Below are 24928 nucleotides of genomic sequence, written 5' to 3'. Positions count from 1 at the left end.
CTTAATTTTCTTCCAGAAACTTTTCAATTTGCTTTTTGCCATTCGCAGCCAAGTAATGTTCCGGATGAAAAGCCAGTGCCTGATTAAAATGCTCCAAGGCTTTCTCTGAATCATCTTCAAAAGCTGCAATAACTCCTAGATTATAGTGAGCATCACTATGTCCTTCATCCATCGCGACAACTTTTGTAAATACTGTTTTTGCCTCAGCTATTAGATTCGATTGTGCAAGCGAGAGCCCATACTGGAAAAGGTAGACAATATCCTCTGGCTCCAATTCAGTTGCCCGCAGCAGATATGGCAATGCGAGTTTGAATTGCTCTTGATTTTGTAAGGAGAGTCCCAGTAAATAAAAGACATCAGCTTCATCTAGGCCAGATTCCAATGCTTTTTGGAAATATTCCTGTGCCTTTTGATAATTCTCTTGTTCAAAATGCAAGTTACCAAGCCCATAATAAGCTGTTGCAGCATTCACATCTAAATCAACGGCCTTCAAAAAGAACCGCTCCGCACTTTCCTTTTCATCAATATCTAATAATAGATTCCCAAAATTAATATAACCGATTGGATCTCGAGGGTTCTCTTCAATAATCTCATTAAATAGCTTTGCGGCTTCTTCATACTTTCTTTCCTTCATTAATAAAATTGCTTGTCGATTCTTGTCCATTGCGGGAGTCCCTACCTTAACCTACATATTGTAATTGTTTTTCATCTTTGATTACTTTATCTATTGTTGCACCGCCAAGACATACATCACCATCATAAAACACAACTGCCTGTCCAGGTGTAATTGCACGCTCACTATTAGCGAAATCAACGCGCAATGTGTTGTCGTCTAGTAATGTAACATTAACCTCACTATCCTTTTGACGGTATCTGAATTTCGCAGTACATGCAAAGGAATCCTTAATTTCATCTGGGTTAATCCAATTGATATCTGTTGCAATCAGTGCATCTGAATATAATTTTTCATTGCTGTAGCTTTGTCCAACGTACAGAATATTTTCTTTTAAATTCTTCCCAACAACAAACCAAGGGTCGCCAGCACCACCGATACCCAGCCCTTGTCTTTGTCCGATTGTATAATACATTAATCCTTCATGCTTTCCTTTTACTTCACCTGATAAAGTCTGCATTTCACCAGGTTGTGCAGGTAAATACTCACTTAAAAATTCTTTGAAATTACGCTCACCAATAAAACAAATTCCCGTAGAGTCTTTTTTAGCTGCTGTTGCAAGATTATGTTTCTTCGCAATTTCACGTACTTCCGGTTTCTCCAAATGCCCTAATGGAAACATAACCTTTTCCAGCACATCACTTGATAATTGATTTAAGAAATATGTCTGATCCTTATTGTTATCAATTCCGCGCAGCATTTCAACTTTACCATTCTCTCTTCTAATTTGGGCATAATGTCCAGTTGCTAAATAGTCAGCACCAAGAGATAATGCATGATCTAAGAATGCTTTAAATTTAATTTCCTTATTGCACATTACATCAGGGTTCGGTGTTCTTCCTGCTTTATATTCATCCAAAAAGTAAGTAAACACTTTATTCCAATATTCTTTTTCAAAGTTTACTGAGTAATATGGGATGTCGAGCTGATTACAGACCCGCACCACATCATCAAAGTCTTCTGTAGCAGTACAAACACCGAATTCATCGGTATCATCCCAGTTTTTCATAAATATACCAACTACATCATAACCTTGCTCCTTTAAAAGCAGTGCAGCAACAGAAGAATCGACCCCGCCGCTCATACCAACAACTACTCGTATATTTTTATTATTATTCATACCATCACTTTCCTTATTTTATTAATCGTTCAATAATATTTGCAACCCGTTTCGCTGCTTCTATACTGTTTTCTTCCGTATTCGCTTCGCCAAAGCTAAAACGAATGGAATTTGTCGTACATGGATTATTTTCTCCGAACATTGCACTTAATACGTGAGAAGGTTCAATGCTTCCCGCTGTACACGCACTGCCGCTTGATGAGGAAATACCAGCTAAATCTAAATTAGTCAGCACCTGCTCAACATTCGTTCCTGGAAAACTAATATTCACTATTGTATTTATCGTATTATCTTGTTCGCCGTTTAAAGCAAAATTGATATTTCTATTCTTTAACTCTTCTATAAACATTTTTTTATATAAACCGTATTGCTTGTTTCTTTCTTCCTTGTTTTCCATTACTAATTCAACTGCTTTTTCAAAGCCTGCTACGGCTGCAACATTCTCTGTCCCCGGTCTGCGTTTTCTCTCCTGTTCTCCGCCAAAAAATAAATTATTTATGTTCACCGATTCTTCAGCATAAAGAAAACCAATACCTTTTGGTCCATTAATTTTATGTGCAGATGTTGTCAGCAAATCAATGCCGTGCTGTTTTACGTCAATATCAAGCAAACCATATGCTTGAACCGCATCTGTGTGAAAATATGCCTGGTGTTCTTTTAATATTTCTGCAATCTCTCTAATTGGCTGTATAACACCAGTTTCGTTATTGACAAACATAATAGAAACGAGAATGGTATCTTCTCGCAAAGATTCTTTTATTCTTTCTGGCGAAACCCTGCCATCTTCAGTTACGGGAAGATAGGTTACATCAAAGCCAAGCACCTCTAATTGTTCTGCAGCATGCAGAACAGCATGATGCTCTTGTGCTGATGTGATAATATGATTGCCTTTCTCTCGATTAGCAAGAGCAGTCCCGATCAGTGCCATATTATCTGCCTCTGTGCCGCCGCTTGTAAAGAAAATTTCTTTTTCGTTTGCATTTATACTTAAAGCAATCGTATTTCTTGCTTCATCCAAAAGTTTTCTTGCTTTTCTTCCATGGGAATGTACGCTTGATGGATTACCATATACTTCATTAAAAACGGTTGTCATTTCTTTCGTAACTTCTTCTGCCATAGGAGTAGTTGCTGCATGATCCAAATAAATCTGTTCCATAAAATAGTTCCTTTCCTTCAAAACTTAAATATAAAACATATATGCTTCCTCTGTATCATTATCTTCGGTATTTGCAAGATCCTGAAGTGTTGTATTATCCAATACATCACGAATTGCATCACGAATTCGAATCCACAATGCTTGCTGGGCTGGTTTTTCTTCTTCAATGCCCTCAACCAATGTAATTGGGCCTTCCAGAACACGAATAACATCCCCTGCTGTGATTTCACCTGGAGCTTTAGCAAGCTTATATCCGCCATATGCTCCCCTGACACTCCTAACAAGTCCAGCATTCCTAAGAGGTGCGGCAAGCTGCTCTAAATAATGCTCTGATAAATCATTATCCTTCGCGATTGACTTTAATGATTTTGGTCCCTCTCCATATTGCTTTGCTAATTCGATCATGATGGTGAGGCCATATCTGCCTTTAGTTGTGATTTTCACCATATACACCTCTTCCTATTACGATTACATCTATTATGAATATATTTATTGTCTCATTCACATCATCTAGACATTATACTACGCTTTCCATTCTCTTCATACTAATTGGTATTATAACATGAATTATCTCTCTCTTGCATTTATGCAATTTCAGGCTTAAGCTTTATATATATAGTATTATTTTAATCGGTTGTTCCTGAATAGCAAAGAAATATACCAGTTATTTTGTACAACCTATATAAAGGACGGTTTAAATGAAACAACAACCATTAGCACTGCGCATGCGGCCTGTACATCTTAATGATATCATTGGCCAAGAACATCTTATTGGAGACGGAAAATTAATTCAGCGTATGGTTCAAGCAGAACGGCTGGCATCCATGATTCTTTTCGGACCTCCAGGTACCGGCAAAACATCAACAGCTTTTGCTATAGCGAAAACTGCTGGATTACAGGTGAGATTATTAAATGCAGTCGTTGATAAAAAGAAAGATATGGAAATTGTTGTGGAAGAAGCAAAAATGATGGGACATATTGTCCTTATCCTGGATGAAGTCCATCGTCTGGATAAAGCAAAGCAAGACTTTCTTCTTCCCCACCTTGAAACAAATTTAATTACATTAATTGGCTGCACTACAAGCAATCCCTATCACTCCATCAATCCTGCAATTCGAAGCAGATGCCATCTTTTCGAATTAAAATCATTAGAACCTGAGCAGGTTATACTTGCTTTATCCCGGGCAATTACAGACCCTGAAAAAGGTCTCGGGAATATGAATATTGAGATTACCGATGAGGCGCTTGAACATTTTGCCTTTAGCGCGAATGGAGACATGCGCTCTGCTTTAAACGGGCTTGAGCTTGCGGCAGCTTCAACCCCCGAGAATGAAGACGGTGTAATTAAAATTGATTTAGAAACCGCAGAGCAATGTATGCAAAAGAAAAGTTTTTCACACGATAAAGATGGAGACGCACACTACGACGTGCTTTCAGCATTTCAAAAATCCATTCGCGGCAGTGATGTCAATGCTTCCCTGCATTATCTCGGGCGATTAATTGAGGCAGGAGATTTAGATAGTATTGCGAGAAGAATGCTAGTTATTGCCTATGAAGATATTGGACTTGCTAACCCACAGGCTGGCCCGCGTGTGCTTGCAGCTGTTCAATCTGCAGAAAGACTTGGTTTTCCGGAAGCTAGAATTCCTTTGGCAGTTGCTATTGTTGAATTAGCTTTATCACCAAAATCGAACACCGCATATAAAGCATTGGACAGTGCACTCAGTGACATTCGCAGCGGAAAAAGCGGCGATATACCAAACCATTTGAAGGACAGCCATTATAAAGGTGCTGCTGACTTAGGAAGAGGAATAGAGTATAAATATCCTCATAACTACAATGGCGCTTGGGTAAATCAACAATACTTGCCAGATCGCCTTAAGAATCAAAAATACTATAACCCTAAAGATACAGGGAAATTTGAAAAAGCGATGAAACAAGTATATGAAAAAATAGAACGCGACTCGAGAGGCAATGTATAATTCTTTTTTTCTCTGGCAATAATAACTAGAAACATCACAATCTATTGTTTTGCAGAGAAAAAAGGAGTTGGTTGAAAATGGTTAAGGTTAGACAAGATGCATGGTCACATGAAGATGATTTATTACTGGCAGAAACAGTTCTGCGCCATATTCGTGAAGGAAGCACACAATTGAATGCGTTTGATGAAGTTGGTGACAAATTAAATAGAACCTCCGCAGCATGCGGTTTTCGCTGGAATGCAGAAGTAAGAAATAAGTATATCAGTGCGATAGATCTTGCCAAAAGACAGCGTAAGGAAATGAAACGAAACCAAGCAAAACAAAATAATTTAAAACCATTCGTTCAAGCGGAATATTCACCTCAACAAGAAGAAAACAATGTTACACAGATACAAACTGTCTCAACTCAGAATAACATCACATTCGATACGGTAATGACATTCTTAAATAATGTAAAACAAGACTATCATGCTTCGAATCAATCAAAAACTGCAATCGAACAAATAGAAAAAGAAAACAACAATTTGAAAGAAGCTTTAGAACAAGCGAACACCAAACTTAAAAAAACGGAGCAACAGCTTGAAACAATGCAAGAAGACTATCAAACATTTATTCAAATTATGGACCGTGCGAGGAGAATGACCGTCCTTCAAGATGATCATCCCTTCACTTCACCCACTTTTCGTATGGACAAAAATGGCAACCTAGAACAAATGGCAAACCAAGCTAAGGGCTAAACTTCTTATCTAATAACAAACACTCATCCAAATGAAATTTAGATGAGTGTTTTTTCTATGTACCTTTCAATCCCGAACGTGCCGTCCTTTTAAAGTCTTGATCCCGCTATTGGCAGGTGGGTGCCCTGTTCCAATTCACGTTATCGTCTATAAAATAGCCAATCTGCAAATTGAAAACACTTCAGGCTCCCTTTCAAATGTTGTTCGGTCAAAACACTTTGTACGAACGAACACATCAGGATTGAAGGATGAATCTTATTGATTTGTAAATTTATTTTAACACAACAACATTCATTTGGCAATTAAAAACTGAAAAAATAGAATACTTAACCTATAAAAACATAGAGATCCATTGATTCCTGTACAATGAAATGAAAAGGATACAACAGTAAATGCTTGTCGTATCCTTTTCATTTTAGTTTTGTTTTTCTTTTTTATTAACCACTGCTATAGACAGCTCTTCTAACTGCTGTGGTGATACATTACTTGGTGCATCTGTAAGTAAGTCAGAAGCAGATGCCGTTTTAGGAAATAGAATCGTATCACGCAAGTTCGACCTTCCAGCAAGCAGCATGATAATCCGGTCAAGTCCCAGAGCAATTCCGCCATGCGGGGGTGCTCCATATTCAAGAGCATCAAGCAGGAAGCCAAATTGTTCCTTTGCTTCTTCTTCTGTAAAGCCAAGGATTTGGAACATTTTATCTTGGACATCTTTCTGATAAATACGAATCGAACCTCCACCAAGCTCATAACCATTTAATACTAAATCATATGCATTTGCCCGTACGTTTTCCGGCTCTGTCAACAGCTTATCAAGGTCTTCTGCAACCGGTGATGTAAATGGATGATGTGCTGCAAAGTATCTGCCGAGTTCTTCATCATATTCTAATAATGGCCAATCTGTAACCCAAAGGAAATTATATTTAGTTTCATCAATCAAATTCAATTCTTTCCCAAGCTTCAAACGTAAGGCTCCCAGACTGTCGAAGACAACTTGTGTCTTATCAGCGACAAACAATACTAAGTCTCCATCTTCTACATCCGCAAGCTTAACAAGTGCTTCTTTTTCAGTATCTGCAAGGAACTTAGCAATTGGTCCTTTCAATTCACCAGCTTCCGCTTTCAGCCAAGCAAGGCCTTTTGCTCCGTAAACATTCACAAATTCTGTAAGCTTATCAATATCTTTTCGGGAGTAATTTGCTGCTTCACCTTTGACATTCAATAAGCTTACTCTTCCACCAGCTTCAATTGCACCTTTAAATACTTTAAATTCTGATGCAGCAAAAATTTCAGAAGCATTGATTAGTTCGAGAGCGAATCTTGTATCTGGTTTATCTGAACCAAAGCGATTCATCGCTTCGTCATATGACATCCGTTTCAGAGGAAGTTCAATATCGTGTCCCTTAACCTCTTTCATAACGTGCTTCATCATCTCTTCTGTCATCCCCATAATATCATCACTTGTCTGGAATGACGTTTCAATATCAATCTGAGTAAATTCCGGCTGACGGTCTGCCCGTAAATCTTCATCACGGAAACAACGAGCAATCTGGTAATATTTCTCAAATCCACTCATCATAATTAATTGTTTAAATAATTGTGGTGACTGTGGTAATGCGTAAAATTCTTCTGGATGTACACGGCTCGGTACAAGATAATCCCTTGCCCCTTCCGGTGTGCTCTTTGTAAGAATTGGCGTCTCCATCTCAAGAAAGCCATCTTCATTTAAGAAATTACGAATTGCTTGTGTTGTCTGATGACGTAATTTAAATGTTTCCTGTAAAGCCGGGCGACGCAAATCAATATAACGATATTTTAATCGCAAGTCTTCCGATACATCTGTTTCATCTTGAATTGCAAATGGTGGTGTTTTCGCTTTATTTAAAACCTTAATTTCTGAAGCAATAACTTCAATTTCCCCTGTCTTCATTGCTGGATTAATTGTAGATTTATCACGAGCAACCACTTCACCTAAAATTTCAACAACATATTCGGAGCGGATAGTCTCCGCAATAGACAATGCCTCACTGGATTGATCCGGGTTAAAAACAACCTGAACAATTCCTGATCGATCACGTAAGTCAATGAATATTAATCCACCTAAATCACGGCGTTTTTGTACCCACCCTTTTAATAATATTTCTTGCTTAATATATTGCTCATCAATTGTCCCAGCATATATTCTTTCAGTCACCTTATTTTCCTCCTGACAATTTTCCAATTAATGTATCTGCTAAATCATTCATTTGCAATTCTGTTTGTTCGCCAGTGCTCATTTCTTTCAACAGTGCTGCATCTCTTTCCAACTCTTCTTCTCCCAGGATTACCACATATTTCGCTTTGAATCGGTCTGCAGCTTTAAATTGCCCTTTCATTTTTCGATCCAGGTAATCTTTATCTGCTTGAACGCCGCTTTTTCTTAGCGTATGAACAAGTTGCACAGCAGTTTTTTCCGCTTCTTTTCCAACTGCCACTACATAGCAGTCTAAAGAATTATTTACTGGGATTTCAACTTCCTCTGCTTCAAGTGCCATTAATAATCTTTCCAGACCCATTCCAAAACCTATTGCAGCTGTACTTGGTCCATCCAATTCTTCAATAAGGCCATTATATCTTCCACCGCCGGCTAATGTAGTAATAGCTCCGAAACCTTTTGCATTGCTCATAATTTCAAAAGCGGTATGGTTATAATAATCCAGTCCTCTAACAAGTGTTGGATCTACTATATATTCAATCTCCATTGCATCTAAGTAATTTTTCACTTCCTCAAAATACTGCTTGGAGTCTTCATTTAAATAATCCAATATAGAAGGTGAAGTTGCCATAGCTGGGTGATCTTTATCTTTTTTGCAATCAAGAACTCGTAAAGGATTTTGTTCCAGACGCAGCTGGCAATCGGTACACAGCTGTTCCTTATGTGGTGTAAAGTGATCTATTAAGGCTTGACGGTGGTTGGCTCTGCTTTCATTGTCCCCAAGTGAGTTAATCACTAGCGACAATGATTTAAGGCCTAACTCTTTATATACAGTCATTGCTAAATCAATCACTTCAGCATCAACCGCCGGATTTGAACTTCCCAATACTTCTACACCAAATTGATTTAATTGACGCATTCTCCCCTTTTGAGGGCGTTCATAGCGAAACATTTCGGCAAAATAATACATTTTAGTTGGTTGGCTTGCTTCTCCGTAGAGTTTATTCTCAACATACGCTCTAGCTACAGCAGCTGTCCCCTCAGGTCTAAGAGTCAGACTTCTTCCGCCTCGATCCTCAAACGTGTACATTTCCTTTTGAACAATATCGGTTGTATCTCCTACACCACGCTGAAATACTTCAGTATGTTCAAATATAGGCGTACGGATTTCTTCATAATGATATCGTCCACAGATATCTTTTATTTTATCTTCCACATACTGCCACGCTTTAATATCTTTAGGCAAAATATCTGCCGTCCCTCTTGGTGCTTTCATATTCATGACAAATTGCTCCTTTATTTTAAATTTGCGTTCGCGTTTCACTTTTAGACTAATTTAAGAGAATATAAAAAATCCCGTCCCTTATAAAATATAAGGGACGGGATTTAACCCGCGTTGCCACCCTAGTTGATGTTTTGAAAACATCCGCTCTTCACAGTTAACGCCTGCAAGACGTATATACCTACTTGAATTTCGATACATATCCTCTGGAATGTCTTTCGCCAGCCTATGATATGGAAATGCTCTCAGCCAATGGCATTCCCTCTCTTCTCTATCTAGTTTCTAACTACTTTTTCCTTCATCGGTTATTTTATATGCAAATCATCTTGTTTAATTTAATGAATATAATAATAAGCTGTTCCGAAATAAATGTCAAGAACGAATCATGCAATTCCTTTCCTAAGAAAAAACAATTTATTGTTGTAAACAAAAATCATTACTTAGTAAACTAATGTAATTCTTATATTCTCAACAAATTAAGATGAGCTTTGCTATCGGGATAGATTTTTATTATACTTAAATTCAAATAGAAGTTTTGCATATAAAAGTTTGGGGGAAATAGATTGGATTCGATGAAGAAAATAGCAATTTTTACTTTTACTGTACTATTTGCACTATTTTCTGTGCAGCCAGTACTAGCAAAAGAAGCAGTCGTTCAAGAAAATAATGTAAATGTCCGAAGCGGTCCCGGCACAGATTATGATAAAGTTGGACAAGTTAACAGTGAAGAGCAATACGAAGTTATTGAAGAAGAGAAAGACTGGGTTAAAATCCAACTAGATAATTACACAGGCTGGGTAACGAAGGAATTTGTCTCGCTTAATGGCGGGAATGCTGAACAAGAAAAGGATGAAGAAGACACGGAGCGGGAAGAAAAGAAAAAAGAAAGCACACTCGATTCCATCACAATTCAACATGATAATACGCAAATAAGGTCAGGTGCTTCTACAGATTACGAAATTATTGCTTTTGTTGAAAAAGGAAAAGAGTTTAAAGTACTCTCAGAAACAAATAAGTGGCTGGAAATATCAGACGATGAAATTACTGGGTTTGTATTGCGCAGTCTGATTGAAAACAATAACGCAAAAAGCAGCAATGGTATTAAAAATAAAACAATTGTTATTGATGCAGGTCACGGAGGAAGAGATGTGGGCGCAATTGGGATTACTGGTTCCTACGAGCGTGACATAGCATATCTAACTGCACAAGAATTGGAAAAAGAGTTAACCTCTCTTGGTGCAAATGTCGTTTTAACAAGACCTAAAAATGAATTTGTCCCACTTGAAAGCAGATCAGCTTTAGCAAATACAATTGACACAGATGCATTTCTGAGTTTACATTATAATAGTTTTCCTGAAGACCGATCCGCAACAGGGATAGAAACTTACTATTACCATGAACAATACGAAAGTTTAGCTTCGTTTATCCAAGATGAAATTATTAATGAAACAGATGAAAGAGATCGTGGCGTTTCATTTGGTGACCTATCTGTCATTAGACAAAATTTTAAACCTGGCGTGTTATTAGAGCTTGGCTTCCTTTCAAATGAAGAAAGTGAATTTTTACTTCAGACAACTGCATATCAAAAGAAAATTGTTGTTGGAATTGTAAATGGACTTCAAAAATACTTTTCCGAAGCACAATAAAAAGGATGCATATTGCATCCTTTTTATTTATCCTTGCTATCAATAATAATTGTTACTGGTCCAGCATTAGTAAGGCTAACATCCATCATTGCGCCAAATTCGCCAGTCTCAACGTGAACCCCTTTGCTTCGAAGAACTTCATTAAACTTTTCATACAGTTCATTCGCTTGCTCTGGTTTTGCTGCTTGAATAAAACTCGGACGCCGGCCTTTTTTTGTATCAGCATACAGCGTAAATTGTGAAATTGAGAGAATGCTTCCTTCTATATCAAGTAACGAAAGATTCATTTTATCATTTTCATCTTCAAAGATTCGCAGATGAACTATTTTACTAGCAATGTAATCAATATCTTCCAGCTTATCTTCATGGGTAACACCAAGCAATACGACAATACCATTTTCAATTTCACCTTTTATCTTGCCATCAATCCTGACTGCTGCGCCTTTTGCTCTCTGAATAACTGCTTTCATTCACAAAACTCTCCTTACTCCATTTCTAACCTGCTAATTTATCGTTCTAGTTACAGTATATACATCTGGAATTTTCTTAAGTCGGTCAACAATTCTTCGCAAATGTCTTGTGTTAAGAATCATGATTGTCAATTGAATAATTGCCATTTTATTCTTGTCCGTTTTTCCATTTACATGTGTTATGTTCGTCTTCATTTCATTCACAGCCTGAAGCACTTCATTTAACAAACCTTGACGATCGTAGCCAGAAATCTGCAAATCAACATGATAATGTTTTTCATCTGTAAAGTTATCTTCCCACTCTACATCGAGATAGCGTTGCTGCGCTTCTTCTGTATGCACATTCGGGCAATCTGAACGGTGTACAGATACACCTCTGCCTTTCGTAATATAACCAGTAATCTCATCACCTGGTACCGGATTACAGCATTTCGCCAATCGTACTAATAAATTATCGACACCTTCAACACGGACCCCTGAATCTTTTTTATGTGATCTTGTTCTTGGCTTTTCAATATTTACTTCAGAGAGAATTTTGTCCATACTTTCTTCTTTTTCTCTCTTTTGACGTATATGGTCCGTTAATCGCGTTGCTACTAACGCAGCTGTAATGCCATGATAGCCGACAGCAGCATATAAGTCTTCTTCGTTAGAGAAGCTGAATTTATCATATACTCGTTGCAGATTCTCAGCGGTTAAAACTTCCTTGGGCTGTATATTCATTGCCCGAATTTCTTTTTCTACTGCTTCCTTGCCCTTAATTACATTTTCTTCACGTCGCTGTTTTTTGAAGAACTGCTTAATTCTGCTTTTTGCTTGGGATGTTTTCGTGATTTTCAGCCAATCTTGGGAAGGACCATAGGAATGTTTTGAGGTCATCATCTCGATTATATCTCCGTTTTTTAACGTATAATCCAATGGCTCCATTTTTCCATTAATCTTTGCTCCAATTGTTTTATTACCAATTTCCGTATGAATTTTATAAGCAAAATCAATTGGCACTGAACCTGAAGGAAGTTCGATTACATCGCCTTTCGGTGTAAAAACATAGACCATGTCAGAGAATAAATCTATTTTAAGTGATTCAATAAACTCCTCTGCATCGTGGGTTTCACTTTGCCAATCAAGGATTTCTTTAAACCAGGAAAGCTTTTCTTCAAACGATCTCCTTGGACTGCTTTTTACTTGTTTCCCTTCCTTATATGCCCAATGCGCTGCTATCCCATATTCAGCAATTTCGTGCATTTCCTTCGTTCTTATCTGAACCTCTAAAGGATCGCCTTTCGGACCTATAACAGTAGTATGCAAGGATTGATAGAGATTTTGCTTCGGCATTGCAATATAGTCCTTAAATCGCCCAGGCATTGGCTTCCAATTTGTATGGATGATCCCAAGAACAGCATAACAATCTTTAATGCTATTAACGATAATTCGAACTGCTAACAAGTCATAAATCTCATTAAATTGCTTATTTTGTTTAATCATTTTTTGATATATACTATAAATATGTTTTGGTCTTCCTGACATTTCTGACTCTATATTAACCTCTGCAAGCTGGTTAGACAGCTGGTCAATAACTTCTGCTATATAAGTCTCGCGTTCTTCCCTCTTCTGCTTCATTAATTGAACAATACGATAATATTGTTGAGGATTTAGATAGCGCAATGCTGTATCCTCGAGTTCCCATTTAATCGTGGAAATTCCTAACCGATGTGCTAAAGGGGCAAATATTTCAATGGTTTCATTTGCTTTTAGGCGCTGTTTCTCTGGAGGTAAATGTTTTAATGTTCGTAAATTATGCAAGCGGTCAGCGAGCTTAATCAGAATGACACGAATGTCTTTTGCCATTGCCACAAACATTTTACGGTGATTTTCTGCCTGTAATTCTTCTTTCGATTCATATTTAATTTTTCCAAGCTTTGTGACACCGTCAACCAGCATAGCAACTTCCGGATTAAATTCCTCGGCTATTTGCTCTAACGTAATTTCCGTGTCTTCTACTACATCATGTAAAAATCCGCCCGCTATTGTCTCAGCATCCATGCCCAGATCAACTAAAATCCCTGCCACCTGTACTGGATGAATGATATAAGGCTCACCAGATTTTCTATATTGTCCTTCATGCGACTGTTCAGAAAACTTATAAGCACGTGTAATAAAAGCGATATCTTCTTCAGTCAGGTATTCTCTTGCCTTATCCAGCAACTCTTCAACTGTAATATTTTCATCTTTTGCCATTTAATCACCTTTATCAACTGTCTTTATCTAATATTTTAAACAAGAATTTCCTTCATTAAAAAGCTGCTAAAGTTGAGTGCAGCGTATTTAATACATTCAACTGCTAATATGTTTATCAATTAAAATAAATAGATTTAAATATTTTAATTATATGCCTTTCTTATACTGCTGTCCATATATTCGTATATATATAATAAAACTTCATTCAGATGGGGCGTTTTTTACCCCAGCCGAATGACAGTTGGACGAATCAGCTGTTACTGGCTATTAGGCTCCAATTCGGAATTTAAATTTGTCTCTTATTCTCTGAGCAGGAATCTTACAGCCGCCACACTGCGAAAAATTTATATAAGAAGAGGTCTGACTAAAAAATCTGCCAGACCTGTTTTTTATTTTTATATTAATAGCTCATTAAAGACAGAACATCATACCCGTCTAATTTATCCATGCCATTTAAATCACTTAGTTCAACTAAGAAAGCACAACCTACGACAACTCCGCCAAGTTCTTCAACCAATTTAATTGTAGCCTCAATTGTACCGCCTGTTGCCAATAAATCATCAGTAATCAGCACACGTTGTCCAGGCTTAATTGCATCCTTATGAATGGTTAATACATTTTCTCCATACTCAAGACCGTAATCCACTTTAATTACATCTCTTGGAAGCTTGCCTTCTTTTCTTACTGGGGCAAAGCCGACTTCTAATGCATAAGAAACTGGACAGCCAATAATAAAGCCTCTTGCTTCCGGGCCTACTACAATATCTATTTCTTTTTCTTTCGCATAGTCAACAATTTCATCAACCGCTGCTTTAAAAGCTTTTCCATTTGCCATTAGTGGTGTAATATCCTTAAATGAGATACCTTCTTTCGGCCAATCTTGTACAATCTCAATGAATTCTTTATAATCCATTTACTATTTCCTCCTCGGGCTTATCTAAATAATCCATACAATCTAAAAACCAGTTTTTAAACTGCTGATAATTTGAATAATATAATTTTTGTTCTATTTCCAGTCTCTGTAAACGATCCTGGTAAACGGTTGAATCCTCTAGTTCTCTTTTATCTGGGTGCGGGTTTATTTCAACGCGGCCATTTTCAATATTAACAAAGTTAAGCTCAGAAAACACCTGAGCGATAAAAATAATAAATTCACGTGACCATGATTTCGCTTGCATCATGGCTTGGATTTCAGTCTTCAAATCAATAACCTGCTGTTTTTTAACAACAGCATAAAACCAAATAAAATCTTCTCGAGTCGGGAATCGATTTAAATATGCACTTTTCTCTATATGATAACATGCATAAATATTTTTCGGCTTTGTATATTGAATAATTTTTTTCAATTCATCTACATGCTTTGGCAGTTCAAATAATATCAGATGATCGACTTCTTTCAGGGCATTTACTTCTGTATCATATTGAATCTGCTGAAGATGTGGATAAGAATGAAGCGGGTTATGTCCGACAGTTAACGTATTCTCTTCTTTTAAAAGAGACAGGTCACAGTTTTTTCGACCTCGATAATCGAATAGCTGCCACTCATCTATGCACATATCCTGAATCATGATTTGTGCCTTCCTTTTCCCATTCCATTCATTTATACCTAATTCACCAACAACAGTCAAAGCTGTATTTGGAGATATTGCATGGAAGAGTTCCCCCATTCCAAAAGCAATTCCATCTAAATTATTTCCATCCTCACTGAACTGCAGTTTCAAGTGATTTTTTTTACTTCCGATTTGTCTCGCGTCTTTAGGTATCTTCTTTATTTTAAAGATAGGCTTAGGATTCCCCATACCATACGGTGCAAGCTTGTTCATCTCGTCAATTACATGTTCATCAATCTCGTTTAAATGGATTGAACCACTAATAATTATTTCCTGTTTAAAATCATCAGGTGATAATTCAGCAGCAACTAATTGATCAAGTGATTCCTGCAGTACAGCCAAGTTTTCATTAGCTATTGTCATTCCAGCTGCTTGAGCATGACCGCCAAAATTAGTAAACAAATCTCTAACCTTCATACAATTTGTAAAAAGATCGAATGCTGGGATACTGCGTCCAGAGCCTTTAAGTACTCCAGTTTCTCGATTATAATTTAATACAATTGCAGGTCGGTCAAACTTTTGTACTAGCCTGGAAGCAACGATTCCTAAGACTCCCTCATTCCAGCCTTCATTTGCAACAATAATCATTCCGTGTTTTTCCGGATCAGCCATCTTTTCGGCTTCTTCAGTGATTTGACTTACTATTTGCTTTCTTTGCTGATTAAGCAGATCAATTTCTTCAGCAAAATAATTTGCTTCTTCAAGTGATTCAGTTAATAGCAGCTCTACTGCCAAACTGGCATCCTGCAATCTGCCAACAGCGTTTAATCGCGGTCCCATTAAAAAGCCGACATCTTCTTCTGAAACATTCCCCTCAATATTGCATTTGTTTTTTAATGCCTGGATTCCTGGAGTATGACTGGTCGAAAGTGCTGTTAATCCAAAGTGGGTAAGAATTCGATTCTCATTCTTTAAGGGCATTAAGTCAGCAATTGTTCCAATCGCAACATACTCCAGAAATTGCTTCGGAAAGTATCCAAGAAGATATTGTGAGAATTTAAATGCTACCCCCACTCCTGCCAACTCTTTAAATGGATAATCCTCCGAGAGTACTGGATGAATAATCGCGGTTACTTCAGGCAGTTCATTTTGGGGTTCGTGGTGGTCGGTTATTATTAAATCTATTCCAAGCAGTTTAGCAACATTTGCTTCGTGTATAGCAGTAATTCCAGTATCGACCGTAATAATCAAGGTGAACCCATTTTGTTTCGCTGCATGGATTGCTTGTTCATTCAGTCCATAACCTTCAGTGAAACGATTTGGTATATAAAAATCACAATCTGCATTTAATTCTTTTAGTGTTTTATACATTAATGCTGTGGAGGTTACACCATCGGCATCATAATCGCCATAAATAAGTATCTTCTCATTTGCTGCAATTGCATCCTGTACTCGTTTAGCTGCTTTATCAATATCCTTAATACTTTCTGGTCCATGCAGAAATTCTATATCAGGTGATAAGAATTGTTTTGCCTCTGATGCAGTTGTAATCCCTCGCTGCAATAAAAGATTTTCAATAATTGGAGACACTTCTAAAGGGATATCTTTTACTAATATCTCTTCCGTACTATTATCTAAGTCTGTCCATTTTGCCTTGCTTTGTAACATAAATTCACCCCTGACTAATCTATTATACAAAAGACTAGCAGGGGTAGCAATTTAATTACGCTTATTCATCTCTAGTTTTCTCATCTTCTTTCTTCCTGACATGTAATAATTCCTCAGCAGAGACACCTAATTGTTCAAGTTTCTCCCTGAATTTAACATTTTCATGATGGAGTCTTGAGTGTTCTCTCTGCATTTGGAAAAATTTCACCATGCTAACAATTGATGTTATTAATCCACCCATCAAAACAGAAAAGAGAATTACAAGAATCAGAGGAGATTCTGCACTCCAAAAAAGATAATTCACTACAACTGGCTCAACGTTAATTACGGCAAACACAGCGATAATAATCGTTAGTACAATTGCCGCGATGACATATGTCTGTCCTTTCATGAGCAACCCCTCCGCCTTTTGAGATAATTAGACTTGTGGTCCTTCTAAACGTTTTTTCTTTCTGAAGTCTAAAGGTTTTTCTTTGATGCTTTTACCTCGCCATACAAGCCATATTTGAGCAGCAAGGAATAGAGATGAATACGTACCTGCTGTCAATCCAATTACCAGCGCAAGTGTAAATGTAAAGATAGAAGATGCGCCAAGCACAAGGAATGCAAGAATAGCAATTAACGTAGAAATTGTCGTATTCATTGTTCTTGTAAATGACTGTATAATACTGCGATTAATAATTTTTGCGAGTTCATTAAAGGACGATACCCGTTTTTGCTTCTGAATATTCTCTCTGACCCTATCGAATACCACGATTGTATTATTTATTGAATAACCAACAATCGTTAAAATAGCTGAAACGATTGTGATATCGAATTCAATTTGTGTAATGCTAAATGCAAACAACATAATTAAAACATCATGGAAAAGAGCTATGACAGCTGTTACTCCAAAGAATAATTCAAAACGGAATGCAATATAAATGATGATAAATAGTGCTGCGATTACAACAGCGTAAATTGCATTCTTCACTAATTCCTGACCGACAATCGGCGAAACAACACTCACTGCAGGTTCAGCTCCGTACATTTCCTGGAAGGTTTGTTGTACCTTAAATATCTCTTGATCGGATAAGACTGTTTCAAAACGTGCAACTGCTATCGTATTGTTTTCACCAGATAGTACAATTGATTTCGCTTCGAAACCTAATTCATTAAAAGTACCTTCTACTTCTTCTGCATTGATTTTCTCATCAGCAGCAATTTCAATACGCGAACCACTAGTAAAGTCAATTCCTGGATTAATTTTAAAAATCAGCAGTGCAGCACATCCCAATATCATGAGTACACCAGTAAATATGAAAAACTTCTTCCGATGCTGAATAATATTTACATTTCTATTAAATAACTTTGGCTCTTCTTCGTCAGCAGAAAGTTCTTTGATATCTTTTTCTTTTACACCAAACCATGATTTTTTGTTTTTCAGGAATCCGCTTTGAACCCAAAGCCCCAGAAATAGCCTTGTGCCAAATACTGCGGTGATAAAACTAATTAAAATACTAATAATGAGCATTGTCGCGAACCCTTTCACTGAGCTCGTTCCAAAAATAAAGAGAACAACTGCAGCGATTAAGGTAGTTATATTTGCATCAAGAATCGTTCGGAAAGAGTTTTTGCTGCCTGCTGCAAATGCTGCTTTCACAGACTTCCCTAAACGCAGTTCTTCTTTATACCGTTCAAACGTAATAACGTTCGCATCAACAGCCATACCCACCCCAAGAATAAGTGCAGCAATTCCAGAAAGCGTGAGCACACCATTCATCATTTCAAATACAAGTAATACGAAATACGTATAAATAATCAAATTAATTGAAGCAATTAACCCTGTAAAACGGTAAACAATCAGCAAGAATAAAATAACTAAAATAATACCAACTATCCCAGCAAAAACAGTTTGATTCAATGCCTGTTCACCAAATTGAGCCCCGACAGATGTTGAAAATATTTCTGTCATATGCACAGGTAATGAACCTGAATTAATAATATCAGCTAGGGCTTTTGCAGATTCTATCGTAAAGTTCCCACTAATCATGACATTCGTAGTATTTAATGTTTCAGACACACTAGGGGCTGAAACAAATTTAGGTTCCTCCTTCACTGCTTCAGCTGTATAGGAGTCCCCTTCCTGAAAATCCATCCAAATGACTAGGAGATTATTTGGTGGTCCCATATTTTTGATTTGGGTTGTTACTTCTCCGAATTTACTCGAATCATTTAATTGCAGTGTAACAATTGGTGCATTTGTATTTGGATCAAAATCCTGTTTTGCACTTCCGCCTTTTACATCTGAACCATCAAGCAATTCAACATCATTTACATCACGGAAAGACAGCTGTGCAGATGTAGCGAGCATATCACGGGCTTGCTGCTGATCCTCTACCCCGGCAAGCTGAACACGAATCCGGTCTTCTCCCTCAATATCTATGACTGCCTCACTAATACCAAGCCGGTTCACACGGTCGTTTAATGTTTGGACCGTTCCTTCCATTAGTCCTTTCGTTATTTCCTCGCCATCGTCTACTGGTTCGACCTCGTAGAGCACCTCAAAACCGCCTTGTAAATCTAAACCTAAATTAATATTTTTTGTTACCCAATTTGTCGTCAATCCAATCCCAATTCCAAGAGCAATCACGATTAGAAAAAAGGCGACCAGTCTGCCTCTTTTTTTCATTTATTTTCTTTCCTCCCTTACTGATTGGTATTCACCTGTCACTATGTATTTACCCTTCGTCCGAATTCATAATTGCTGCTATTGAAGCCATTAAATCATTATCTTCGTACGATTGAACCGTTAAATAGCTTAGATAAGTAGAAGACTTTAAATGCATAATTTCATGAACGATTTGATGTATTTTTTTATCAGGTTTTCCTTTCCATACCTTTTGAACAAGACACTTCCACACATCTTCCCTTGTAGCTTGGGAATAACCCATTAATTGCAGTTCTTCAACCTTGCTGTCCAAAAAAGGAATGACAGTATTTTTCCATTCATTTACGTTTTGAATCACTTCCATGTTAAACCTCCTATTGTTCTGGAGAAATAATATTTCAACTCGAACAGTTCGATTAACTTGTCATGCTTGGACACACCAATAGCATATATATCATTGTATATGAATTTTTATTTTTTGAGAAGGCAGGACGATAAAATGACAAGGCAAACTTTTTTACAAGGTGCACTAATTCTGATAATCGCTGGGATGATTACCCGCTTTCTCGGCTTTATTAATCGGATTGTAGTCGCACGTTTAATTGGTGAAGAAGGAGTCGGGCTCTATATGATGGCACTTCCTACCCTTTTTCTCGTCATCACCCTGACCCAAATCGGTCTTCCAATTGCAATCGCAAAAAGGGTCGCGGAAGCAGATGCCCTAAATGATCAGCACAAAATAAAAAACATACTTGTAACATCTTTGATTCTTACGACTGTTGCCAGTGTATTATTAACCGCTGGTATGATTTTCGGGGCGCCTTTTATTGCATCTACACTGCTGACAGACGAACGTACACTATATCCGTTATTAGCAATTAGTCCTATCGTGCCAATTGTTGCAATTTCATCCGTGCTGCGAGGATATTTTCAGGGAAAACAAAATATGAAGCCTCAGAGTTATGCCCAAGTAATAGAGCAAGTAATCCGTATTATTTTTGTCTATATATTTATCAAGCTTCTTCTGCCTTATGGAGTTGAATTCGCTGCTGCTGGTGCGATGTTCAGTGTCATTATTGGTGAATTTGCCTCGGTCCTGTTTATGCTTTATCAATTTAAGCTGCGTAAAGTAAGGAAATTTCCCAATCGTGTATTTTCATATTTTCGCGACATGAAGGAAACGATCAGATCTTTAATGTCCATTGCACTTCCTAGTACAGGCAGCAAATTGATTGGTTCAATATCCAATTTTCTTGAGCCAATATTAGTAGCACAAGCTCTTGCTATAGCTGGAGTTTCAAGCATTGCTGCAACAAAGCAATATGGCGAACTTACTGGATATGTAATTCCATTATTGTTCTTGCCTACCTTTATTACCCATTCACTCGCAATTGCGTTAATCCCATCTATTTCAGAAGCCGGAGCTAAAAATAATCATACACTTATTCATTATCGGATTCACCAGGCGATTCGGATATCATTTGCATCCGGTGCCCTTGCAACGATTATTATTGTATTATTTTCAGAACAAATTCTGACACTTATGTACGGCACAGCAAATGCCAATCAACTCTTATTGCTCATGGCACCTTTTTACATTCTACTATATATCCAAGCGCCATTACAAGCAGCGCTCCAGGCAATGGATTTAGCTAAAGAATCGATGTGGAATAGTCTAATCGGGGCTTTTGTTAAATTAGGAGTTATTTTTATCCTTGGCTCAAATCCGGACTTTGGCATGAGTGGGGTAGCTATTGGACTGTCAGCTTCAGTCATCCTTGTTACATTGCTTCATTTTACAGTATTAAATAAAAAAATTAACTACCACATTCCATTCAGCGATTTGCTGAAAATGATTTCACTTTTAGTGATTACGTATATTTTCGGCTGGATGCTGCGCCAAATTTATTTCCTTACAGCTTCGCATATTATAATGTTTGCGCTGGTAATTATCGTGCTTGCAATTATTTATATTATCTGCCTTTTCATACTGCGAATTATAACAAAGGAAGAATTAAAAGCAATACCATTTCTTCAAAAATGGTTTCATTAAACTGCAGACATTTTGGGAGAATAAACCACAGTTCGCCACGAAAATGCCAGTCTAATTATCTTGCTTTTGAATATGATGATATAAAGGGACAATCATAAGGAGGAAATGTGGTGAAAAGACAACTTAACGCATTATTATATGGCTGGATTTTTGTACTTGCTTTTATTTTAATTACTAGTTTTATTTTAGCATTAATTCTGCAATTCACAGATATTAGTCAATGGATGCTTTCATGGATTGCTTTTGGAGTAGGACTCGTAGCCTTATTTGTAGGCGGAATGGTTACTGGAGTAAAAGGTAAAGCGAAAGGCTGGATTTTTGGGGGTATTACAGGTTTGGGATTTACTATTTTCGTGTTTTTAGTACAATACCTCGGCTATCAAAATGGGTTCACCCTCGAACAATTCCTCCATCACTCTGGTTATATTCTCGCAGCAGTATTCGGCGGAATGATTGGGGTCAATATGTTCAGCAGCACGGAAAAATAAAAGAAGCTTAATAGAGCTTCTTTTATTTTTATTAAATTCACCTTAATTTAAGTAAAGTGCTGATTAATTTAGTTCAGAATAGCTTTCCCCCTAAACAGAACGGAAATTCGAAAAATCATTATTAATAAGGTAGCACTTAGACAATATAAAATTGCATTTCGAAAAACTGTCTTTGATAAACTTTCCCTCTGCCCGAAGAAATCAGTATTATTCTTTAACGGGTGGTGAGAACTCTTCTCTAAGCCAGTGGGAGCAAGATAAGTGGTGAACCAGTCTAGAAGAATGCCATCTGTCTAGAAAAACAGGATTACTCTGAATTAAGATTATCAGCTTTTCGTTTCACCTATGCCATTTCAGCTAAATCATTTTATATTCGCTAGTCATAAGTGAATATAAAAAAACCCCTTTGAGAAGCATTCTTCTCAAAGAGGATTTATCAAGTGTTTGTTAGTAAAAGCAATTCTATGTAAAGACTTGCATTCGTGGTGTTAAAGCAATAGATGGCTCACCTATTGCTTTATTAACAAACGAATTATTGCTGAACTTTTTCACGTACAGCTGAACGGTCATAAGTAAGCTTAGCACCGTCTCCAGATGCAATCACGATAGTTCCCTCATCGATCGCATGGATAGTACCATGAAAGCCACCAATCGTAACAATCTTATCTCCCTTTTGCAATGAATCTTGCATTTCTCTAACTTGTTTCTGTCTCTTTTGCTGTGGACGGATTAACAAGAAATAAAAGATAACAAACATTAAAATAATCGGCGCTAGTGCAACTAATGTTTCCATGAATTTCCCCCCTTTCCTAGATTATTAGAGGATCCAAGATTTTAAAAGTTTTTTGCATTTGGCTTGTTTAGTCCATATTGCTCAAAGAATTCCTCTTTAAAATCACCAAGTCGATCTTCACTTATAGCAGTTCGTACTTGCTCCATTAATTTTAACAGAAAATGCAGGTTATGATAAGTCGTAAGTCTGAAACCAAATGTTTCATTGCATTTTATTAAGTGACGAATGTACGCCCGCGAGTAATTTTTACATACATGACAGTCACAATTCTCATCAATTGGCCCGAAATCCCGTGCATATTTCGCATTGCGGACAACAAGTCGACCAGCAGATGTCATACATGTTCCATTTCTTGCAATTCTTGTTGGCAGAACACAATCAAACATATCAATTCCGCGAATTGCTCCATCAATTAGTGAGTCTGGAGACCCTACTCCCATCAAATATCTTGGTTTATCTGCTGGCAGCTCAGGCGTAGTAAACTCCAATACACGGTTCATTACGTCTTTCGGCTCTCCAACAGAAAGTCCTCCGATTGCATAACCAGGAAAGTCCAATGAGATTAAATCTCTTGCACTTTGTTTACGCAGTTCTTCAAACTCTCCACCTTGTACAATTCCGAAGAGGCCCTGTTCTTCAGGTCGGCTATGTGCAGTGAGGCATCTTTCAGCCCAGCGAGATGTTCTTTCAACTGAAGATTTCATATACTCATAGGTAGCTGGATATGGTGGACATTCATCAAAGGCCATCATTATATCAGAACCTAGAGCATTTTGAATTTCCATTGCTCTTTCTGGTGATAAGAAGAGCTTGTCCCCATTCAAATGATTACGGAAATGGACACCCTCCTCCACGATTTCACGCATATCACTTAAACTGAAGACCTGAAAACCTCCAGAATCTGTTAAAATTGCGCCATCCCAGTTCATAAACTTATGAAGACCACCAGCTTCACGAATAATATCCTCACCTGGTCTTAACCAAAGATGATACGTATTTGATAAGATAATATTCGCATCCATTGCTCGTAACTCTTCAGGACTCATTGTTTTAACAGTCGCTAACGTGCCAACAGGCATAAATGTCGGCGTATCAAATGAGCCATGTGGTGTATGAACCCTGCCAAGCCTTGCTCCTGTTTGTTTATCTGTTTTAATTAATTCATATGTTATTGGCATCATATTATTCTTCCTCTGCTTATAAAATTAACATTGCATCCCCAAAGCTAAAAAATCGATATTTCTCTTCCACTGCTTCTTTATAGGCTGCTAATATTTTTTCTTTACCCGCAAATGCACTAATTAACATAATTAATGTTGATTTCGGTAAATGGAAATTCGTTATTAAACCATTAATGGCTTTACATTCATATGGCGGGTATATAAAAATGTCCGTCCAGCCACTTGTTGCGATAAATTTACCATGATCTCTCACTATTGTCTCAAGCGTTCTAGTTGATGTTGTACCAACTGAAATAATTCTATTATTATCTGCTTTCACTTCATTTAATAAAGTGGCGGTCTCTTCGTCCATATGATAGAATTCTGCATGCATTTCATGGTCCTCAACTGTATCCACACTTACAGGACGGAAAGTTCCCAAACCAACATGCAAGGTAATGAAAGCAATCTTAACTCCCATTTCCTTCAGTTCTTGTAATAAAGCTTCCGTAAAATGAAGACCTGCTGTTGGTGCCGCTGCAGAACCTTCTTCTTTTGCATAAACGGTTTGATAGCGATCTTTTTCAGGTAATTGCTCCTTTATATAAGGAGGCAGCGGCATTTCACCTAAGCGATCAAGAACCTCATAAAATATTCCTTCATAAGAAAATTTAAAGATTCTTCCGCCATGATTCTCTATTCCGGTACATACTGCTGTTAATTCACCATTGCCAAAAACAAGCTCTGTACCGATTTTAACCTTCTTAGCAGGCTTTGTCAGGACTTCCCACACATCTGATTCCTGTTGATGAAGCAGTAATACTTCAATCTTTGCACCAGTATCTTTTTTGATGCCATAGAGCCTTGCCGGCAGTACCTTCGTATCGTTTAATACAAGGCAATCTCCAGCCTTTAAATATTCTTTAATATCTGTGAAAGTCTTATGCTCAACTCCCTCCTTATTCCTGTCTAAGACAAGGAGCCTTGAGGCAGAACGATTTTTCAAAGGTGTCTGGGCAATCAATTCCTCGGGTAAATCAAAATCAAAATCTTCTATTTTCATACGCT

Annotated in this window: 21 protein-coding genes, 1 other RNA gene and 1 other annotated feature; of the genes, 5 read left to right on the top strand and 17 right to left on the bottom strand. The window is 37.4% G+C overall.

Annotated features, from left to right (window positions below):
• Position 1: 1 nt before the first annotated feature.
• From NST93_RS02750 to cymR, 4 genes are read right to left on the bottom strand one after another with little or no spacing between them, the layout of a single operon-like run.
• Positions 2–664, bottom strand: a complete 663-nt coding sequence (locus tag NST93_RS02750; RefSeq protein WP_405100960.1) for a tetratricopeptide repeat protein — start codon at positions 662–664, stop codon at positions 2–4.
• Between the two features lie 16 nt (positions 665–680).
• Entirely contained in the window at positions 681–1793 is a 1113-nt protein-coding gene (mnmA, locus tag NST93_RS02745) for a tRNA 2-thiouridine(34) synthase MnmA (protein ID WP_405100958.1), read from the bottom strand.
• A gap of 13 nt (positions 1794–1806) precedes the next feature.
• Positions 1807–2949, bottom strand: a complete 1143-nt coding sequence (locus NST93_RS02740; protein WP_405100956.1) for a cysteine desulfurase family protein — start codon at positions 2947–2949, stop codon at positions 1807–1809.
• A gap of 24 nt (positions 2950–2973) precedes the next feature.
• A complete protein-coding gene (gene cymR, locus NST93_RS02735; protein WP_405100954.1) occupies positions 2974–3393 on the bottom strand; it encodes a cysteine metabolism transcriptional regulator CymR in 420 nt (139 codons plus the stop codon).
• Between the two features lie 254 nt (positions 3394–3647).
• On the opposite strand from cymR, the gene NST93_RS02730 reads away from it, so the two are divergent.
• Both NST93_RS02730 and NST93_RS02725 read left to right on the top strand, forming a co-directional pair.
• The gene (locus NST93_RS02730) at positions 3648–4931 is read left to right on the top strand and encodes a replication-associated recombination protein A (RefSeq protein ID WP_405100952.1); all 1284 of its coding nucleotides are present in this window, start codon (positions 3648–3650) and stop codon (positions 4929–4931) included.
• A gap of 77 nt (positions 4932–5008) precedes the next feature.
• Positions 5009–5668 carry an RsfA family transcriptional regulator gene (locus NST93_RS02725; protein WP_405100950.1) on the top strand — a complete coding sequence of 220 codons (660 nt, stop codon included), beginning with the start codon at positions 5009–5011 and terminating at the stop codon, positions 5666–5668.
• A gap of 65 nt (positions 5669–5733) precedes the next feature.
• Here the strand turns inward: NST93_RS02725 and ssrS are convergent.
• The 3 genes from ssrS to hisS form a co-directional block, all read right to left on the bottom strand.
• Positions 5734–5913, bottom strand: a non-coding RNA gene (ssrS, locus tag NST93_RS02720) — 6S RNA.
• A 170-nt stretch (positions 5914–6083) separates the two neighbouring features.
• Positions 6084–7862: an aspartate--tRNA ligase gene (gene aspS / locus NST93_RS02715; RefSeq protein WP_405100949.1), complete on the bottom strand. Its 1779-nt coding sequence runs from the start codon at positions 7860–7862 to the stop codon at positions 6084–6086.
• A gap of 1 nt (position 7863) precedes the next feature.
• A complete protein-coding gene (gene hisS, locus NST93_RS02710) occupies positions 7864–9144 on the bottom strand; it encodes a histidine--tRNA ligase (RefSeq protein WP_405100947.1) in 1281 nt (426 codons plus the stop codon).
• A 90-nt stretch (positions 9145–9234) separates the two neighbouring features.
• Positions 9235–9455: a binding site (T-box leader), on the bottom strand.
• A gap of 261 nt (positions 9456–9716) precedes the next feature.
• Here hisS and NST93_RS02705 point away from each other — a divergent pair.
• Positions 9717–10790 (top strand): N-acetylmuramoyl-L-alanine amidase, encoded by a 1074-nt coding sequence (locus tag NST93_RS02705; protein ID WP_405103744.1) that lies wholly within the window; start codon positions 9717–9719, stop codon positions 10788–10790.
• A 23-nt stretch (positions 10791–10813) separates the two neighbouring features.
• Here the strand turns inward: NST93_RS02705 and dtd are convergent, their stop codons facing one another.
• From dtd to NST93_RS02670, 7 genes are all read right to left on the bottom strand, one after another.
• Positions 10814–11260 carry a D-aminoacyl-tRNA deacylase gene (gene dtd / locus NST93_RS02700; protein WP_405100945.1) on the bottom strand — a complete coding sequence of 149 codons (447 nt, stop codon included), beginning with the start codon at positions 11258–11260 and terminating at the stop codon, positions 10814–10816.
• Between the two features lie 33 nt (positions 11261–11293).
• Positions 11294–13498 (bottom strand): RelA/SpoT family protein, encoded by a 2205-nt coding sequence (locus NST93_RS02695; RefSeq protein ID WP_405100943.1) that lies wholly within the window; start codon positions 13496–13498, stop codon positions 11294–11296.
• Between the two features lie 400 nt (positions 13499–13898).
• Positions 13899–14411, bottom strand: coding sequence for an adenine phosphoribosyltransferase (locus tag NST93_RS02690; RefSeq protein ID WP_405100941.1), 513 nt, complete (start codon positions 14409–14411; stop codon positions 13899–13901).
• On the bottom strand, positions 14401–16716 hold the full coding sequence (recJ, locus tag NST93_RS02685; RefSeq protein ID WP_405100939.1) for a single-stranded-DNA-specific exonuclease RecJ: 2316 nt from the start codon (positions 16714–16716) through the stop codon (positions 14401–14403). The genes NST93_RS02690 and recJ overlap by 11 nt, the downstream gene beginning before the upstream one ends.
• A 61-nt stretch (positions 16717–16777) precedes the next feature.
• Positions 16778–17107, bottom strand: a complete 330-nt coding sequence (locus tag NST93_RS02680; RefSeq protein WP_405100937.1) for a lipopolysaccharide assembly LapA domain-containing protein — start codon at positions 17105–17107, stop codon at positions 16778–16780.
• A gap of 27 nt (positions 17108–17134) precedes the next feature.
• Entirely contained in the window at positions 17135–19387 is a 2253-nt protein-coding gene (secDF, locus tag NST93_RS02675) for a protein translocase subunit SecDF (protein ID WP_405100935.1), read from the bottom strand.
• 49 nt (positions 19388–19436) lie between these two features.
• The gene (locus NST93_RS02670; RefSeq protein ID WP_405100933.1) at positions 19437–19730 is read right to left on the bottom strand and encodes a post-transcriptional regulator; all 294 of its coding nucleotides are present in this window, start codon (positions 19728–19730) and stop codon (positions 19437–19439) included.
• 135 nt (positions 19731–19865) lie between these two features.
• Here NST93_RS02670 and spoVB point away from each other — a divergent pair, with 135 nt between their 5' ends.
• Together spoVB and NST93_RS02660 are read left to right on the top strand one after the other, a co-directional pair.
• Positions 19866–21419, top strand: a complete 1554-nt coding sequence (gene spoVB, locus NST93_RS02665; protein ID WP_405100931.1) for a stage V sporulation protein B — start codon at positions 19866–19868, stop codon at positions 21417–21419.
• A 110-nt stretch (positions 21420–21529) separates the two neighbouring features.
• The gene (locus NST93_RS02660) at positions 21530–21907 is read left to right on the top strand and encodes a TIGR04086 family membrane protein (protein ID WP_405100929.1); all 378 of its coding nucleotides are present in this window, start codon (positions 21530–21532) and stop codon (positions 21905–21907) included.
• Between the two features lie 532 nt (positions 21908–22439).
• Here NST93_RS02660 and yajC read toward each other — a convergent pair.
• The 3 genes from yajC to queA are packed head-to-tail and all read right to left on the bottom strand — an operon-like array spanning position 22440 to position 24923.
• Positions 22440–22700, bottom strand: a complete 261-nt coding sequence (gene yajC / locus NST93_RS02655; RefSeq protein WP_405100927.1) for a preprotein translocase subunit YajC — start codon at positions 22698–22700, stop codon at positions 22440–22442.
• 41 nt (positions 22701–22741) lie between these two features.
• The gene (gene tgt, locus NST93_RS02650; protein ID WP_405100925.1) at positions 22742–23881 is read right to left on the bottom strand and encodes a tRNA guanosine(34) transglycosylase Tgt; all 1140 of its coding nucleotides are present in this window, start codon (positions 23879–23881) and stop codon (positions 22742–22744) included.
• A 16-nt stretch (positions 23882–23897) separates the two neighbouring features.
• Positions 23898–24923: a tRNA preQ1(34) S-adenosylmethionine ribosyltransferase-isomerase QueA gene (queA, locus tag NST93_RS02645; protein ID WP_405100924.1), complete on the bottom strand. Its 1026-nt coding sequence runs from the start codon at positions 24921–24923 to the stop codon at positions 23898–23900.
• Between the last annotated feature and the right edge of the window lie 5 nt (positions 24924–24928).

The organism is Oceanobacillus sp. FSL H7-0719, from assembly GCF_045040795.1.
GTDB lineage: Bacteria > Bacillota > Bacilli > Bacillales > Amphibacillaceae > Oceanobacillus.
The sequence above is the reverse complement of the archived record's forward strand: the minus strand, read 5'-3'. Positions and strand labels throughout refer to the sequence as shown.